This window comes from Fibrella aquatica, assembly GCF_041321135.1.
In the GTDB taxonomy this organism is placed as follows: domain Bacteria; phylum Bacteroidota; class Bacteroidia; order Cytophagales; family Spirosomataceae; genus Fibrella; species Fibrella aquatica.
This window is the reverse complement of the sequence record NZ_JBGGWF010000004.1, coordinates 480,262-497,080: the sequence shown is the minus strand read 5'-3', so window position 1 is coordinate 497,080 and position 16,819 is coordinate 480,262. Positions and strand designations below refer to the sequence as shown.

Genomic DNA, 16,819 nt, shown 5'->3' with positions numbered 1-16,819 from the left:
GGGCTTCTTCGTTAAATCGTGTTCTGGGTACGTACCTGCAAGACGTCATCGCGGTACTCCTCACTGAGTCGGTAGTTGTTGACCACCTTCAGGTTCTTGATCTTGCCCAGCTCACCCCGCATCATCCGCATCTCCAGCAGCAGGGGCGTGATGTCCATGCCCGGGGCGGAGGCCGGTGCCGCCTGACTTCCTCCGGAGTTTCTGCTGACTGAGCCCATGTTTCGATAAGCCCCCGTGACCTGCACCGCCTGGAGGGCATGAGCCAGATTAGCCATCACCGGATTCTGAAGCATCTCGCCCCCCATGATCCACTCGGGCCGTTTCTCGCCTACTATGTAAGAACCTGCTCCCTTGTTGACCATCGTCGGTTTGGTTTTGAACCCTGATGCCCCGCCATAGAGCGAATCCACGTCGGTAAAGCCCCCGTCGTCTTTCATAGCAATGCCACTCACGGCAGCCCCCGCCGCAATGCCCCGTCCCAGGGCCAGAGCCGAATACAGCCCCTTGACCACAGGCCCCCCGAAGCCCAGCAGCGTAAAGGCCGGGTTGGCCCATACGTCACTGATCTCCTTGTAGGTATTCATGGCAATCTTGGCGATGGCGTAGGCCCGCTCGGCGGCAAACATGGCTTTGTAGGCTACCGTATGCTCACCCACCAGCGACCGGAAGCCCGAAATACCCTCGGCCACAAACTGAGCCATGGCGTCCTCGAAGGCCCGCTTGGCCTGCAAGCGCTGCCCATCGGTGAGCCGTTCATCCGAGGCCAGTTGCTCCATGGCCATGAGCTGGCGGTTGACCAGCCGCTCCTGAATGGCGGCCCGCTGATTGGCCTGATCGTTTTGGTTGGCGGTGATGTCGGCCTCCACCCCGGCACTGTCCTGATGAAAGGTTTCCAGCAGCGTGAGCTTGGCGTGCAGGAACTGATCCAGAATGGCCAGCTCGGTGGTGTGGTGCACCTGATCGCTGATCTGCCCCCCCGCATGCGCCAGGTTATTGGCCGCCAGATCCGCATCCCGCAGCACCTCCAGCCGCTTCAGGGCCATTTCCACCATCATCTCGTTGTAGGCCTGCTGCTCGGTCAGGGCCTCATCGTTGGCATCTTTGGTCGCCTTTGCCTGCCGCTCGTGTTCTTTGGTCTGAATGGCCGACAGTTCGGCGTACATCGCATCAGATACCTCCGCCTGTTTGGTTTTGTCACTGCCGGCCAGCTCGAGGAGAACGGCGTAGTGATCATAAAACTGAAGCTGCTCTTTCTCAAACTCATCGTCGCGGGCCTGCGCTGCTCTGATCCGGGCGTCACTGAGCAGTTTTTCGTATTGCTCCTGGTGTCGCTGGGCATCGGTCAGCTGACGATCACTTTTCTTTTTAGCGGCTTTCTCCTCGGGAGTTGGCCCCAGATCAATGCCCGGCCCGTCTTTGGGCGGTGCAATACCGGGTTGGCCACCACTGGCCCCTGCCTCGGCCGATCGGCGGGCATTGCGGCGGCGGGTCAATTCTTTCTCTTCCAGGTAGTCCCCGCTCAGCCGGGTGCGCCGGGCCTCCAGATCCCCGATCTCTTCGAGTTTTGCCCTCAGCTCGGTTTGTACCTGGTCGAGTTCCTGATTGGTCATCGCCCGACGGCGAGTCATGCCGGTTCCGTCGTTGGTGGCCGTTCCCTGCACGCCGTTTGCCTGGCGATAGGCCATCCCTTTGGCCATTGCCCGCGCCAGAGCCAGTTCCTTTTCGGTTTCTTCGATGGCAATCCGGTTGGTGTACTTGAGCACTTCTTTCTGTTGGCGTACGTACTCGCGGGCTTTATCAGTGCTGACAGCCATGGCGTTGCCCATCGAATCGAACTGTGTCACGGCCGAGGGGATCGTTTGGGCGATGGTGGCGATGATCTTGTTGAGTTCGGTCTGCTCGCCGGTGGTCAGCTTGGTTTTCCCCTTCAGCTCATCGTGGCGCTTCAGCAGGGGGGCGGTATCGCGCTCTAGTCCCTTCACCGTTTCCCGCTGATTCTCGAAGCTGGTATTGGCCTCCTCTGAAGCATTGGTCAAGCCCAGCAGTTTGGTGGTCAGGCTGACCAGGCCACTGGCCAGCGGAATAAGCTTAGTCAACAACTGCTCTTTCAGATCGGCGAGCTTCTTCAGGTTCACCGCCAGCTCCAGATTCTTCTTGTTGTACTCGGCGGTGATGCTGTCAGTCTGGGTCAGGGCTACCGTGGCCCGGCCAGACTTTTGGGCCAGCAGCTCGGTGTTGCTGGCCAGCTTGCTGAGCACCTCCATCTCACCTGCGCCGGTGAGCTTTGATTTCTCCAGCACGGCCATGAACTCGACCTGGCTACCCGATACTTTTTTGAGCCCCTCCAGATACTTGGTAAAGGCTCCGTACATATCGGTCTGGATCAGATCCCGGTACTCCTTAACCGGAACGCCCGCCACTTTAGCAAACGTCTCGGTTTCGGTGAGCATTTTCTGGAAGATATTGACGGTGGCCGTTGAGCCCCGCTCGGCCGTCACGTTCAGCTCCGAGAGCGCCGCCGACAGGCCCAGTACCTTGCCCTCGCCCACGCCCAGCGGAATCAGCACACCCCCCATGCGGTTGGTGAAATCGGACAAAACCGGCGCGGTGGCTTTGCCTTCGGCTCCCAGCACGTTCAGGGCATTACCGATGTGGAGTAAATCGTCATCAATGTTATCCGTACGAATGCCGGTCAGTACGTTGCGCAGGCCCAGCACGTTCTCTACGGTCTGCTCCACGCCCCCGAACTCGTCACCGATGGCCACGTTGACCCGGTTGGCGCCATCGACGAACTTGTCCATCTCACCCGCTGCCACCCCGAACTGCCCACCGGTCGCCGCCATCGCGCGCAGATCCTCGGTACTGGTCCGGGTGGGCATCTTGTAGAGCTTCTCGTTGAGGGCCTCCACCTGCTGGCCACTCATGTCGGCATTCTTGGCAATGTCGGCGAAGCTATCCGCCATTTTGAGCGAGTGATCCAGTACGATCGGAGCCAGCCCCACCAGTTGCTGTAGTCCGGCGGTGAGCAGATTCCCCCCCAGCACGCCGGTGAGCGTACCCACCACGTTTTGTTTGAAGCCCGCCCAGCCTTTGGCCGCTCCGTTTAGCCTCGCCCGCATGTCGGTCTCGGCAGCGGCCAGCGTCTGGTACTCCTTCATTTTCTTGGCAAACGCCGCCGGATCGTCGGCCTCTCTCATTTTAGAGAGTTCACGCCGGGCCACGGTGGCGGCTTTGCCCACTTCGGTGAGCATGGTCTGGGCCTGTTGCCCGTTGATGACCAAATCAATAACGGCCCGTTCATTTTGAGTTGCCATGGTAGTTACAGGGGAATGGGTAGGGAAAGGGTAAGCGCATTTTCAAGCAATTGCACCGGGATGGTGAGGTATTTGGCGGCGAGTATCTCCCGTAATCGGTGCAGCTCGTAGCCCTTCTTTTTGGCGTACCAGCGTTTAGGCTTGCGGCCGGGTGAACCCATGCGTAATCGCCGGGCCGTAATGTGATCGGCGGTGTCCGTGCCCCGCCCTACGCCCATATCGACAAAGCGGCCGTAGAGCAGGAACTCCATCACCACGCGGGGCGAGGCGTCCCCACCCGATACGTTCTGCCACCAGCGCCGGCGCAGGTTGCCGGTTCGTTGCTGGCCGGCGCTTTGCCCACCCATGCCGAAGCGGTAGCCCCGGCTTAGCCTGGTGCTGGTAACGCCACGCCTGGTGGTGCGCTCAGTGATCAGTACCTTATCGATCGACTCCTGAAAGTGCTGGGTCGCGTAGTTGGCCCAGTCCGAAATCGCTCCCTTCAGGTTGATGCGCTGGTTGAGGTCAAGTTCCTGGTAGGTCATTACAGTAGGACGTAGCCCTCACCGGGTACCAGGCTGATGGTGCGCGATCGGCCCAGGATCAGCTTGAGCGAGACCCGGATCAGAATGGCGGTGTAGTGCTCAAACTGGGGATCGATCACCTGCACGGCTCCCGCGATCGGCGCGGTGATGGTGTATTCGGGGTTAGGGTTGGTCATCGTCGCCGTCTGCTCAAAGTCAGGGCTGTAGCTTTCCTTAACCCGAAACGTTAAGGCCAGCGGGGTCTGAAAGGTAGCAGGCTGGGTACGGGCCGGATCCAGCCATGCCCGCACGGTCAGGGTGGTGAAGCGCCGCGACAAGCTAGAACTGATCCCCTGCGGATACTGGGCGGTGGGGTAATTGATAATCTCGGTGGGGGGAATGCGGGTCACCTGACTCAGTTCCACGTACACAATCGGGGGCACCGCCGGGGCCGGACTTTCCCCGATCGGGGGCAATAGCCGCGTGGTCAGCCGGGCGGTGACCATCCCCGCGCGGGCGGGCAGCTCGGTCTGAATCAGATCGAGCAAACCCGTGGCCTCATTGCCCTGCCCGTCGCGCAGGTGCAGCCGGGTGCCGGGCAGTAGCCCCGATGCCTGCGCCACCGGCAAGAGCAGCACCTGCGTCAGCCCTTTGGCCTGCGATCGAAAGGAGAACACTGACCTAAGGCCCGAGAGCCATCCGCCCCGTCTGCCCCCCAGCGTCACACTCTCACCCGACAGGGGAAAGGGCGTAGCACTGGGATACACCCGGCCCTGACTGTCGCGATGTTGAGGGACGTAGCTGATCACCAGCAGGCCCAGACTATTCTTACGTTTACCCTCAGCGTTCAGATACCGATCGGATTTGGCAAACAGGGGCTCGGTCACGTTACCCGGACAGCGCAGGGCGGGCATGTCCCAGCTGGCCGTCGAGCCCGGGCGCACCTCCCGAATCATCGAGACTGTGCCCACCCGCAGCTTGACCGGCGTTTTGCCGTCGCCGTACACCACCGGCGGTATCACCACAGGCTGGTTATCGACGCCTTTTTGCAGAGCATCACTGCCCTCGACGTACTCAAAAACCGAGTAGCCCGCCCGGGCCGCGTCACTCACGCTGCCGGGCTCCAGATAGCGCGCTTGGCGCAGATCCACGGCGGGCTGTAGCAGCAGATCACTAAACCGGTCCACGTAACAAACTCGGCTCCGGGAATCCCAGCGAAAAAACAGCCCGTAGCGCTCCCTGATGCTCTTGAGAAACTCGCCCACGCTCACCTCCGGGAGATGTAAACCCGGTTTGGCCCAGTACTCGCTGATCTGGTTAGTCCCATCCGGCGAAACGCCCGAGCGGGCCGTCGATCGGATCGCGGTCATGTTGATGATCACCAGTCGCTTCACCCCTTCGTCCCCCGCCCAGTTTCCCGCCATGCGGTAGCCAAACTTACCCAGGAGCTGCCCTACCACCCAGCTCAGAAAGAAGAACGGCACGATCGGCCGGGCCAGTGACCCCGTGAGCGAATCCGTCAGAAACGCCCCGTTTGCATCTACCTCATTGACGTAATTGGGCCGGGCGTAGGAGAAGCCGGCGGGCAGATCGGGGATACGCTGGGCGGTGAACTCCTCGTCCATGAAGTGCTCATTACGCAGGGGGAAGAACGTCAGAGGAAACGAGCCGATCGGGAGCTGGGCAATCTGCCCCATCCGGGTGGCCATCTGACCCGGGTTCATCGCCCCCAGAAAGACGGGATCCGACAGCGCCTCGACCAGGCTTAGCTGGCTCAGCTCATCGGTGGCGGCGGAATAATCCAGCCTCAGCGTGCCCGAGCCCTTGCCGTTGTCCACCCGGTAGCGCAGAATGGCGTTGCGGTACAGGCCTCCGTCGACCAGCAGGCGCACCGCCAGCTCCATGGCTCCCGAGGCGGCGGGCCGGTGGGTCTGATGGACAAACGCCTGATTGGGCGGGCAGTCGTGGAGCGGAAAGGTGAGGGGGTAGGAAAAGCCGCCGGGCAGGGTGTCCGTGTCCAGCAGCCCCGCCGCCTGCTCCAGCGTCAGGGTGCTGCCCTCGGATAACAGCAGGGAAAGGCCGGCCTGATTGCGGATATCGATCATGGAAAAGAAAGGGGGTAGTGTAGGCTATGGTAAAAAGTTAATCTCCGACCGTTTCGGGTCGGAGATCAGACTAGTTGAACCGGCCTAAATTGGCATTGTAATCAGCCTGCACCTGAGCCAGTGGATTCTTGCCGGAAACAGTCAGGTTTTCCATGTAAGCCCGGTACACCAGCGCTTTACAACCGCCTCCCATATTAGGAATAACTGCCGGGTTGGCTAGAGTTGCTTCGGGCATAGTTGCGGTGCGTATCTGGACACCGTTTAAATAAGTAGAAATTGAGGCACCTACGCGAGAGAATGCGATGTGATAAAGTGTACCTGCAACTAGAGACCCATTGGGTATTTCAGCAACCGTGGCTTGCACTGACCCACCTGCTCCCCCTCGCGGGCGCAAACCGTCCAATCCCATATCGATTCTCCACTGAGTGTTATTGGGTGTAGTCGTGGTGGAGCGCCCTAGAAGCTGAGCGTAAGAGTTTGAAGCTGCGGTCATCTTGATCCACATAGAGATCATGAAGTTTGGGTTAGATGAGGCAAGGTTATAATTGTCACCTAGAACCACATTCCCCACAGAGTTAAACTCAATGGCTCCCGCGCTATTATAAGCAATCTGTGTGCCGTTGACTGTGGCTAAAGGCGCGGCATCTACCAAATTATACAGTGATGCGCCGTTGGCTAAGAAGCCAGGTGCTGGCAATGCCCCCCCCTGATAGGTGGCCGGGTTTTTAAAATCAAAGAGGAAAAGTGACCCCAGATTAAGGACAGAATCCTTGTACAGCTTGGGAAGTGAGGTGTCCGTGAAAGTGGACGTTAGTTTTATGACTAAACCCATGATTGATTGAAAGTTGAACTGTTGAAAAAAAGATTAGAATTACCAGCCTTTAAGTGTGATAAAATTGTGTATTGCCGGGGCGACAATTGTCTGATTGGCGGCGTCTGTTAAGTGAATGTTGTCAGAGCGCAATGAGGACGGGACAGTGTCATTGTTGAAGTCGGTCACGTCCTGAGGAATAGCAGGATTATAATTCCGTATCAACAGTTCGCGAATGTCAAGGAAGTTTCGGGGGTAAGTGGCGCGGAGCGTGTTGTTCAGGGTCATCATGTTGTTGTAGTTGTTGTTTCCAACAAACTCTCCAGCATAGTTTCCATTGAGCACCGACATGACAATGAATCGCCTATCCAGGCTCTTTTGCATCGCAACCGTGGCGGCAATGTCAGCGAGTACCGTTGCCGTTTCGTTGTAGTTGTTTCGACCCATCCAGATAATGCAAATCGATTTATCCCAGCTCGACGTAACAGGGTTGACCATTACGTTCTTATCGATAATCACGATAGAACCCTGTGTTGTCCGGGTAAACGTGTAGTTTCCCGACGAATCACGGGCAAGCGTGCCGGCTATATTAGAAATGGTTGCCGTGATGCTTCGCCCATTCTGCATGATGTTCAGGTTGGCGGGGGTAACGGCTACGCTACCTGAGGCGGGTATCTGGTAGCCGGCCACCTGCACACTCACCGAAATAGCCCCATGCCTGAAGGCGATCTGTGTACTGGTGTCACCGCCTACACCCCCATTGCTGACGGTACGTCCATCGCTAAAAAGTGCCTGGAGATGGGTCGGGTAGCTTGCTGCTGTCAGGCTATCGCCAATAGCACGGATATTCTTACTAGCCACGATCAGCCCGGAAAGCGCATCGATCTGAGCCTGTAGGTTGCCCGACAGGATCGAGGAAATAGACTGACCCCTCAGAATTATATCCCCGTTTACCACTAGGTTCCCGGCGCGGTCAATACCGATCGCTACCTTGTCGAGCAGGTCTTTTATCGAATAGGTGTAACCCGATTGATCGGGCCACTCAGTAGGCATCAGCGCCTGTAGCACCATGATGGCGGCCGATATGTCGCCCACCTGCGGCGTGCACAGCCTACCCGCCTTGTTGGTGTAGAAGCTCGTTCCCAGGATGGCATCGATCAGGGCGAAAGAGTGCTCAGCTAGATCATAGCCTGGTGCGGAAAGCGCATCAATCGTGTTGCGCAAACTGTTGTCCAGCTTGCTCCGTCCAATGGTATCATTGGCAACTCCCCCTCCCAGCGCGGTAACATCCCAATTAGCCGGATCGAACGTAGCGCCCGAGGTGCCATTAGCTTTCCTACGGTAGCTATTGCCCCCGTTCGTGACCGTGTCGCCAGCGATGTACGGCGTTTCCGGTGTCCATGCTCCCTTGAAGGCAGCGGGGTTGGCCGCGTTCCATTGCGCCTTTTCCTCCTGAGAGACCAGTAACGCCCCGGTTTCGTTTTCTATCTTCTGTCTTAGTGTAGGCATCTTAATTGTAGGTAAGTATTTTGAGAAGGGTAGGACTGGCAGTGGGCGAATAGATATAGACGGTTGTTGTGCCCGAAATCGTCTGTATAATCAGTTTGGCCGGGCCGGTGGCCGCTGCCGTGGTCTCGGCCGTGGTCGTGGTTTCTGTCAGGCTGAGTTTCCCGCCCAGCGCCGTCGCAATCTTGCTGTCCACCTCCGCGCGGTCGTTCAGCCGGTTGGTCGTGTACAGTGCCGTTTCCAGCTTGGCACCCAGGGCCGTGCTGGTCAAATACGAGGGAATACCCGTCAGGGCAGAGAAGGCCGTGACCGGCGTGGGGATGAGGCTAATTAACCGGTTCACTTCAGCCGTGGTGGCCAGCGTGACGGTGGGTTTATTGTCACGGGGCCGATAGATCGGATTGCCCTGACTGTCCTGACTGAACTGCGCCTGCGCGAGGGTGGAAACAAGGGCCAGAACAAGGCCTATTAAGAGTCGTTTCATACGAAAAAAGGGAGGAATTTGTTTGTTCTTGACTAGTCAGCTAATAGAATCTTGCGCCGGGTGGTGATGCCGTTTCGGGTCTTGCACAGATAGAGCGTGTCGGTATCGTTCCAGCGCTCATCATTGGCGACCTCGACCAGGCACGTACCCGAGGGCAGGGCCACGGTCAGTAAAGCCTGGTAGGTAGGCCGCTCGATCAGGGTCAGGCCACTGAGCACGTACACCGTTGAGAGGGAGGTGAGCCCAGTGCTGGATACGTAATCGATCTGGATAGCGCCCGGCTCGCGGGGCCGATTCGGCACAAAGGAGGCGGGCTTACTGAGCCACTTCCAGGTGAAATAGCCCTGGGGGTCGCGCTTGCTTTCGCCGGTGATCTCATAGAGGTAGACCGTATAGGTCTCGGCCGAGAGAGACATCCGGGTCTGGGGAGACAGATCCAGCTTCAGCCGATCGGTGGTCCCCTCGGGGCGGGTCAGCTCAGCCCCGGGGACCACCGCCTCAGTGGCCAGTCCGATATCGAAGCGCTCAAGCTCTTCGATGGAGTCCTTGCGGCAGAAGCCGATGGAGAAGCGCATGGCCGCGATGTTGAGGGATAATCCGTCGCGGGTGAACAGAAACAGTACCTCGCCGGTCTCGTCGTTGCGCAGCCGATCGATGGAGTCAGTAGTAAGATTGGAAGCCGAAGCCATAGGGAGGTGGGGTTAGGGTCGCTGATCGGGAGGGCTAGTTGATCAGCGTACGGGTGATGGGAGCCGGTGGGGTGGGGTTGGCGCCCGAAAAGGAGACGTTGTAGCTACCCGTCCAGGTGAACTTCTGGCCCAGCAGCGAGGTGAACTGAAACCGGAAGTTCTCCGGCTTGGCGGTCTCAAAACCGGCGGGCATTGTCCAGGCATCGAAGGCCGCATTGCGGTCTTTACACCGCAGGATCCAGGAACCTGATTTCTGGCCGTTATCCAGCTCGATCCAGCAGGTGATATCCCGCTCGTGGAGGGGGTTGTTTACGTCCTGCACCGGCCAGACCCACAGCCCGAAGAGGCGTCGGCCAGCCTGTTCCTTCATCAGCCAGACGATGGGTTTTTCTACCTCACGCTCACCGACCGAGACGTTTCCCTTGTAAATAAATCGTTTGGGGATGATGAACTCGATCTTGTTCTGATCCATGAGCTCGAAGAATCGCGGGAAGTTTTTGGCCTGAAAATTCCCGGCGATCATCATCTCGTATTGCCCCATCGACAGGGCGGGCTTGGGCACCATCTGACCGCCTTCCTCGGCTGAGAAGGCCTGACCCTGCACAAAGTCTTTGTACGCTTTATCTGACCACAGAATATTACCATGGTAGAGCAGGCTCCGGATCAGCAGCTGAAAGCGGGTTGATCTGGGATTGAGTGGTCGACGGTTCCCTTCCGCTTCACCCACGAACTCAGCGGCACCGTTGCCCCCATTCAAATCCGGGTTCCACATCTGCTCCGATTCGGTGTCGTCGCGGTACCAGCCGCACAGCTTCAGATTGGCAATGGCCGCGCGCAGATCAACAGTGCCTTTGGGGTAGGGCATCTGACCCACCACCTGCAAGCCATCGTAGCTGATCGGCGTATTGCATTTCCAGCGCCAGTCACAAAGCACTTTCTCCGCTTCCTCGTACCACATCTGGTACCAGTAGAGGGGCTCGTAGGTGTGGACGGTGGAGTTAACGCCAAAATTCTGAACCTTCTCGGTGGGGTAATTCGCCTTTACGTGCAGGGGATTGCCGGCGTTATCGAGCTTGATTGAGCCGTCCCCGTTTTTCTGCCACAGCGTGCGATCGTCCCAGGTGCGCCGGGCGTACTGATCGCGGCCCACAAAGGCACCACTAGTCCGGTAATACGTGGCCAGGGTGGAGGCATCCGGATCGAAGAGGCCACCCGCTCCCCGCCAGTCCGGACCGGGGATGCGCATGTAGATATCGTTATCCTGGCGATTCTTGATGTAGTTGACCACATCGGCGAGGCTTCCCCCATACTGGAAGAATTTGGCCGGATCACCCGTTTCGGCGATGCCCTGCGTAACGCCCAGATTCGCAGCAACCTGAAATTCATGCCTCAGATACTCCGAGGTATTGTCGGCAAATACCTCGATATCGAAGCCCACCAGCCCCAGGCCCGGACCACGTGCCGACAGGTAGACCCGTTTGCCCAGCTCCTGCCAGAGCGACCAGTCCGTAGAGGTAATCGATCGGTCGTTGCCGTAGGCCAGCAGCGGCGCTTTCTTGGGATCACCATCGGCCAATGTATTTGCCCAGGCCGTGGCCATGTTCTTGGCATCGGCATCGGTCATCATCCGGTAGCGTTTCGATACGGGCAGATTCAACCGGTTGACGATCACGTCCCGCTCCATGTGGGTGAAGCCGGCGTTGGTGAATCGACGATTGTTCTCGGCCACATTCGCCGTAAACGGCACGCCGAAGCCCATGATGAACACCCGATTGGCCGGGTTTGTCCAGCCGGAGGGGAAGCGACTGGCTAGCAGGGTGTTTTTGGCCAGCTGCTCGGTAAAGGGAAACCAATTGCCCTGGGGCCGGGGGGCAGTCTGTTTTTGGCCCAGCGAGCTACTTAGCAGCAGCAGCCACAGAAGTAGGGTGTTTAGGAAACGCATGGGGATTTGGAATAAGGGTTTAAAGAGAAGCAACGGTGGTATTGAAGGCATTGCCGAAGAGATCATTGCCCGGCTCAGCGACGGGAGCACTGCCCGCTTCCCGACCCTCAGCGATCGCGTCGGTGCTGATACCTCCTCCGCCCCCGCCAGTCGGTGGTTCGGGGCTGACGGTACCGGTATCGGAGGTGCGGACGGCCAGCTCAGGCCCCGAGTCGGTCACGTCGATGGCTTTCTGATAGAGCATGGCCGTGGCCGACCGGATCTGAAGGCTGTAGGTGCCGTTGGGTACGTCCGCCAGCAGGCAGGCGTAGTGCTGCACATCGGCGACGGGAATCAGTCCCTCACGGGGCCAGCCTATCGCCTTGTAGCCCATCCGGACGGGTACAGCGCTGTAGGCAGGGGTACTGCCGGTGGCGATCAGCAGCGCGTACAGCTCCTGGCCATCCTGACCACCGCCCGGGCCATTGGTGTACACGCTGAGCGTGCCCAGTCCATTGCCCGCCCCGTTTCGGCCGACGTACAGCAGGACAGGAGCCGCGACCGGAGGGGTATCCGTTACCCGCAGGCGGTTGGTGCCTGGCATGGCCGCGATGAGCTTCTGGAGCGCCAGCCCTGCGGCCAGCTCCGCCGCCAGCAGGGCTTCGCCCTGCTCGACGGTTAGGTTTTCGGCGTAGGGGAAATACCGGTCGACGCCCTGGGGAGCGAGCGTCGAGCTGGTGTTGCGATTGCGAACGAGAATATGGTTCATGACAAAAATGGTTAGGAGATGGGCGCTGGGGGCAGCGGGGCTGATGGGTAGGCGGTGGTCCAGTTGTAGTAGTTCTCCAGCGAGAAGCCGTAGACGGCGTAGCTAGCCGGATCACGGGCTACCATCACGTGCAGGTAGCGGTTGCCAGCTCCCAGCGGCGGGGTGGGGTAGGTGTCCGTGCCGGGATTGGTCGATTTTGACGAGTAGGCCTCCGTCACCGAGGTGGTGCCACCGGCCAGCTGAGCATCTTCCGCGCTGGAGATGGTATACAGCCGGTTACGCTGCGAGCTGACCTCCCGAAAGACAATGCCCGCCTGCGTGGTGGTGATCTCGATATCGAGTTGCCAGTCCCTGCCGCCCAGCGAATAGAGCCGACCCCGCACCTGGGTGATGGTCGGGAAGGTGATGCGCAGTACCTGGCTGGCTGAGCTGGCCAGATTCGCGGTGTTGCGGGCTGAATAGGTCAGACTCAGTTGCCCCGACACCTCAGCATACCCACTGAGCTTGCGGGTCAGGGGATCGAAGGCGAGCCCTTCCGGAATGCCCGTCAGGGTGTAGGTCAGGGCCAGACCGCCCGGATCGCTGAAGGCCGGAAGGATCGTCTCAAAATAAACCACATCGGCCACCAGCGTTAGTAGCGGTAGGGCCGGAGCCACGGGAGGCTGCGCCGCTGGTGGCGTAATGCTCCAGTTGAAGGCCGCGACGGCCGAACCACCCCGACCGTCGACTGCGCCGTAGCTGATCGTTCGGATGTAGGTCTCACTACCGGCGTTGGGCGTACCCGATACCACGCGCGTAACCGGATCGAAGCTAAGTCCCTGGGGCAGGCCATTGATCGAATACGTCAGGGCATCGCCATCCGGATCACTGAAGGCCGGGAGGGTCACGCTCAGGGCAGCACCGCCCACCGAGGAGCGGTCAGCGATCACCGGAGCCACGGGCACCCGGTTGGGCTGCGCGGCCACATCGATGCGCAGAGTGCCCACCGCCGAAGCACCCAGGGCATCGGTAGCCGTCACGGTAGCGATCACCGCCCCCGTAGCCGTGGGCGTACCCGATACCGTACGATTGCTGGCGGTGTAGCTCAGCCCACCGGTGAGGCCCGTCAGGACGATCGTGACCGAATCGCCATCGGGATCACCGATGACGGGTAATTGATAGCTGAAGGCCGTGCCCACCTGCGCCGACTGATTCGGAAAGGTTGGCATGATCGGTGGCCGGTTGGGCTGGGCATCGGGCGATAGAACGGCCGTGTTGCTTGGGCCGGATTCGCCCTGGGTGTTGCCCGTAATGATTTGGAAACTGTAGGTTTGGCCGGCCGCGTTGACGCGTCCATCGGGGGTGCTGAAGGTGGTCTCCGCTGGCCCCAGATCCACGAGTTTCTCCCAGCTGCCACTGCCCGCGCGGAACTCGACACGCTGGTAGTTGGCGTTGGTGGCATTGACCGACCAGTCAAGCCTGACCACCGCATTGGTCCGCGCGGCCCGGAGCGCCGAGGCAGGCAGGGGCTTGGTCGGCACGGCCGTCAGCTGCACGCTCACCGAGGCCGTCGCCACCGGGTTGTTCTCACCCAGCGACAGCACCGCCTGCACCGTGTGCTGACCTGGTACCAACGTGATGCCACCGGGCCGGGGGAAGGCCCACCTCGGTGCCTCGCCAGGACCGGCGTTGACGTCGGCATCCCAGCCCACGGTTTGGCCGGTCGGCAGGGTCACGTAGAGCGCCATCCGGTCATAGTCCAGCGTGGTAGGTACGTTGCCGTTGCGGTCGCGTACGGTCACGCCCAGGTTAGCCCCACCGGCCGGAAGCTGCGCCTGTGAGCCTGCGCTCAGCGTAGCCAGCCGAACCGGGGGTTGACCCTCGCCAAATAGCGCAAAATCGAAGAGGAACGTCTGAAAGCGTACCGAGGCCGGATCACTCCAGGGGCCTTGTCCGTGTGTGTTTACGCCACGTACCTGGTAGGTTCTGGTGATGCCATACCCGATGGCCGGTACGTTCATCGACTGCACACGCGCCGCCAGCGAAGCCGGAGTGCCCCATGAGCCATCGGCGTTCAAGAGCCGGTATTCCACCGAGGTCTCGGTCTGATCGGCCAGTCGCCAGGTCAATACGGCATCAGTGGCGGCGCCCACTTTGGTCAGTTGCACATTCGTCGGCTTACCAGGCACATCGCCCACGGCCACCGGGGCCGGTTCGTAGTGGGCGATGATCTCCAGATCAGGGGTGGTATCGACCGGCACGGGTTCGTAGTGGGCGATGATGGCCAGATCGGGCGTCACACTGCCCCCGCCAATGGTCAGATCAGCCAGGGCGATCTTCACCACTTCCTTCAGCCCATCGCTGGCTGTGCGCTCACAGAGCAGGTATTCGGCCGAGGTTACCGTCGGGAACACGCGCACTTTTACGCCGGCCACGATGGCAATCCGGCTCGATACATTACCACGCCGCATGATGGCCTCCAGATCCGGTAGATCCAGATCAGGCACCAGCAGGCAGTCTTCAGGACCAGCCCGGAAGGTGACCAGTTCCGAAAGCAGACTGTTGGAGGGAAGGTGATACACGTAAACGGCATACACCACGCCATCAACGAAGGGCAGTCCGTTTACGTCTCGGGTAAAGGTGCGGCCTGTCTGAAAGGCTTCTTTGGGCAGGTTGGGATCCAGGGCGTACGCCCAGTCAGCCCCCTGCGGGTCGTCAATACGTAGGTGCTCGTTCATTGGGGAAGAGAAGTGGCCGGAACGGCCCGCACGCGAATACGTACCTGGCTGACCAGCGTGCGCTGAAGAGTGAGTTGCTGGTCATCAATTTCCGACCGGGTGTATACCGTCTCGTTTAAGTCGGCGATCTGGGTGACGGGGATCGGGTCTTCTTTAGCCCGGTAGAGCTGATCGCCGATGGCCTGCTTGAGAAAGCCCTTCTGGTTGATATCGCCCTGCGCTTTGAGCTGATTCAGCGTGATCAGATCGCCCTGGGTCAGGTTGCGCGCCGCGTCCGAGATGGTTGGATCCCGGGCCTGTAGTACAGTGACCTGATTGACGGTGACTGATCCGGCCGGGGCAAACTGACGGGGCGGCAGGGGCTCCTGCTGCGCGTCATCCTCGGGACTGTAGTAGTGCTCCTGACGAAGGGCAATCAGCTCGAAGGCGTGGGCGTGCAAATTGTCGCCGTCCTTGCCCTGCTGAATCGACCCGGACACCAGCCCCATGGGCATCAGCGCATCCGCCGCCAGCGGCGTCAGGGGACGGCGGATGAGCCACTTTTCCCGCGAGCGGTAGAAGTCTTTCCAGTGGGCCAGCTCCGTTTTGGGGCGGTAGCCGGTGGTCAGGCTCAGCCGATCCTGAAGATGAGCTTCATACACCTGAAATTCGCCTTCCTCAGCCGCGTAGGGATGAATCAGGGCGCGCTGGGCCTGCTGGGCGAAGTAAGCCAGTTCCTCGGAGCCCTTGCCCCAGGTGGTCAGCACGTCGACGGCTCCCAGGCTATTGACGTACGCCAGCTGCCGGGCGTAGGGCCGGTAGGCGTAATCAAGCGTGTAGGTATAGGCCTCGGTGATGGGTTGCCGGGTGGCCGTATTGATCAATCGGACACTGTAACCCGACAGGGTACGGCCCGGATCGACCTGGGCCAGATCCAGCGCCACCGGCCCCACGGCGTAGGTCAGCACGCCCGAGGCGGGCCACGGCCGGGGGGCTACCAGCTCAGTTCGCTCCTGCGCAAAGCCGTCCGCCCACGACAGGGTCACCAGCAGGCTCACGCCCAACGTGGCACCCGGATTGAGAAACGACAAAAACTGCACCGAATCAGGCGCGATATAGCGCCGGGTCGGTCCCAGCCGCAGGGCGTAATCCAGCCGGTCAGCCGGGCGTACCCACCCATCCAGGGAGAAGCCACTGCCCGACTGACGGGCCAGTGAAGCCCCGCCCCGGTAAATGTGACGAATGTCTGTGCGCGTTACCCGGCCTACCTGAAGGGGATCCCCGTAGGCCTCGGCGTATTCCACGTAATAGGCGCGGTGCTGCTCCAGGCGGGGCGTAGTCAGGGGATAGCTCGTGGTCAGATACCCATCCAAAAGGGGAGCCACGTCCAGTTCAGCCCGGCCGTCCTCACCCGTTTCGATGGGCGTGGTATAGACCGTCTCATAGTCGGTGTCGGCGTTCTCGCCGGTGGTATCGGGAAGTTGTACCCGCAGGGCCACGTGCACACTATACCGGGGTCGGATGCCCGCCGATCGGCCGGGGGTCAGGTTACCCACCACGTGGCGAAGCAGGGAGGTCTGGGCGGTCAGATTGTACTGGGGGCCGGGGCGGCGGGCGGTGAGGGTAAAGCCGAGGAAGTCACTCAGCTCGATATCGACGGTAAAGGCCTCCCGGATGGCGTACAGGTCGCGCAGGTAGGGCAGCACCTGATTCAGGTACGCCGTATTACCCACCCCAGACGTGCCCAGCGGAATCTCGTAGGGGCCGGAAGGGTTGGCCCGGCCCGTCAGGATGAGCTCCTGACCCGCCCAGACCAGCCGGATCTGATCACCGGCCCCCACCGAAAACAGCGAGAGCCGATTAACGGCTACCACGCCCGCGCTGGTCAACCGGTCGTCCCCGTAGAAAATATACTGGGTCTGCCCGCTTCCGATCAGGGCGCGGGCGGCGGGTTCTTGCTGGGTAACGATGGCCATGGGGCGAAATAGGCCCCGCTCGGCGCGCCAAAACAGGTCACAACT

11 protein-coding genes are annotated in these 16,819 nt (G+C 60.2%); 1 reads left to right on the top strand and 10 read right to left on the bottom strand.

The features are described from left to right. Positions 1 to 11: 11 nt before the first annotated feature. From ACAW87_RS12900 to ACAW87_RS12865, 8 genes are all read right to left on the bottom strand, one after another. Positions 12 to 3,314 carry a phage tail tape measure protein gene (locus ACAW87_RS12900; protein ID WP_370723808.1) on the bottom strand — a complete coding sequence of 1,101 codons (3,303 nt, stop codon included), beginning with the start codon at positions 3,312 to 3,314 and terminating at the stop codon, positions 12 to 14. 5 nt (positions 3,315 to 3,319) lie between these two features. Beyond that, complete coding sequence (locus ACAW87_RS12895; protein WP_370723807.1) at positions 3,320 to 3,838, bottom strand: hypothetical protein; 519 nt, start codon at positions 3,836 to 3,838, stop codon at positions 3,320 to 3,322. Then, positions 3,838 to 5,922, bottom strand: coding sequence for a hypothetical protein (locus tag ACAW87_RS12890; RefSeq protein ID WP_370723806.1), 2,085 nt, complete (start codon positions 5,920 to 5,922; stop codon positions 3,838 to 3,840). The genes ACAW87_RS12895 and ACAW87_RS12890 overlap by 1 nt, the downstream gene beginning before the upstream one ends. A gap of 70 nt (positions 5,923 to 5,992) precedes the next feature. Next, positions 5,993 to 6,754, bottom strand: coding sequence for a LamG-like jellyroll fold domain-containing protein (locus ACAW87_RS12885; protein WP_370723805.1), 762 nt, complete (start codon positions 6,752 to 6,754; stop codon positions 5,993 to 5,995). A 39-nt stretch (positions 6,755 to 6,793) separates the two neighbouring features. Further along, positions 6,794 to 8,242, bottom strand: a complete 1,449-nt coding sequence (locus ACAW87_RS12880; RefSeq protein WP_370723804.1) for a hypothetical protein — start codon at positions 8,240 to 8,242, stop codon at positions 6,794 to 6,796. A gap of 1 nt (position 8,243) precedes the next feature. After that, positions 8,244 to 8,723, bottom strand: a complete 480-nt coding sequence (locus ACAW87_RS12875) for a hypothetical protein (RefSeq protein WP_370723803.1) — start codon at positions 8,721 to 8,723, stop codon at positions 8,244 to 8,246. Positions 8,724 to 8,755: 32 nt separating this feature from the next. Beyond that, complete coding sequence (locus ACAW87_RS12870; protein WP_370723802.1) at positions 8,756 to 9,412, bottom strand: hypothetical protein; 657 nt, start codon at positions 9,410 to 9,412, stop codon at positions 8,756 to 8,758. A gap of 34 nt (positions 9,413 to 9,446) precedes the next feature. Continuing rightward, entirely contained in the window at positions 9,447 to 11,354 is a 1,908-nt protein-coding gene (locus tag ACAW87_RS12865) for a hypothetical protein (protein ID WP_370723801.1), read from the bottom strand. On the opposite strand from ACAW87_RS12865, the gene ACAW87_RS12860 reads away from it, so the two are divergent. Further along, entirely contained in the window at positions 11,353 to 12,015 is a 663-nt protein-coding gene (locus tag ACAW87_RS12860; protein ID WP_370723800.1) for a hypothetical protein, read from the top strand. The two genes, ACAW87_RS12865 and ACAW87_RS12860, sit on opposite strands and share 2 nt — an antisense overlap. A gap of 98 nt (positions 12,016 to 12,113) precedes the next feature. Here the strand turns inward: ACAW87_RS12860 and ACAW87_RS12855 are convergent, their stop codons facing one another. Both ACAW87_RS12855 and ACAW87_RS12850 read right to left on the bottom strand, forming a co-directional pair. After that, positions 12,114 to 14,819, bottom strand: a complete 2,706-nt coding sequence (locus tag ACAW87_RS12855) for a putative Ig domain-containing protein (protein WP_370723799.1) — start codon at positions 14,817 to 14,819, stop codon at positions 12,114 to 12,116. Continuing rightward, a complete protein-coding gene (locus ACAW87_RS12850) occupies positions 14,816 to 16,774 on the bottom strand; it encodes a hypothetical protein (RefSeq protein ID WP_370723798.1) in 1,959 nt (652 codons plus the stop codon). The genes ACAW87_RS12855 and ACAW87_RS12850 overlap by 4 nt, the downstream gene beginning before the upstream one ends. Positions 16,775 to 16,819: the final 45 nt, after the last annotated feature.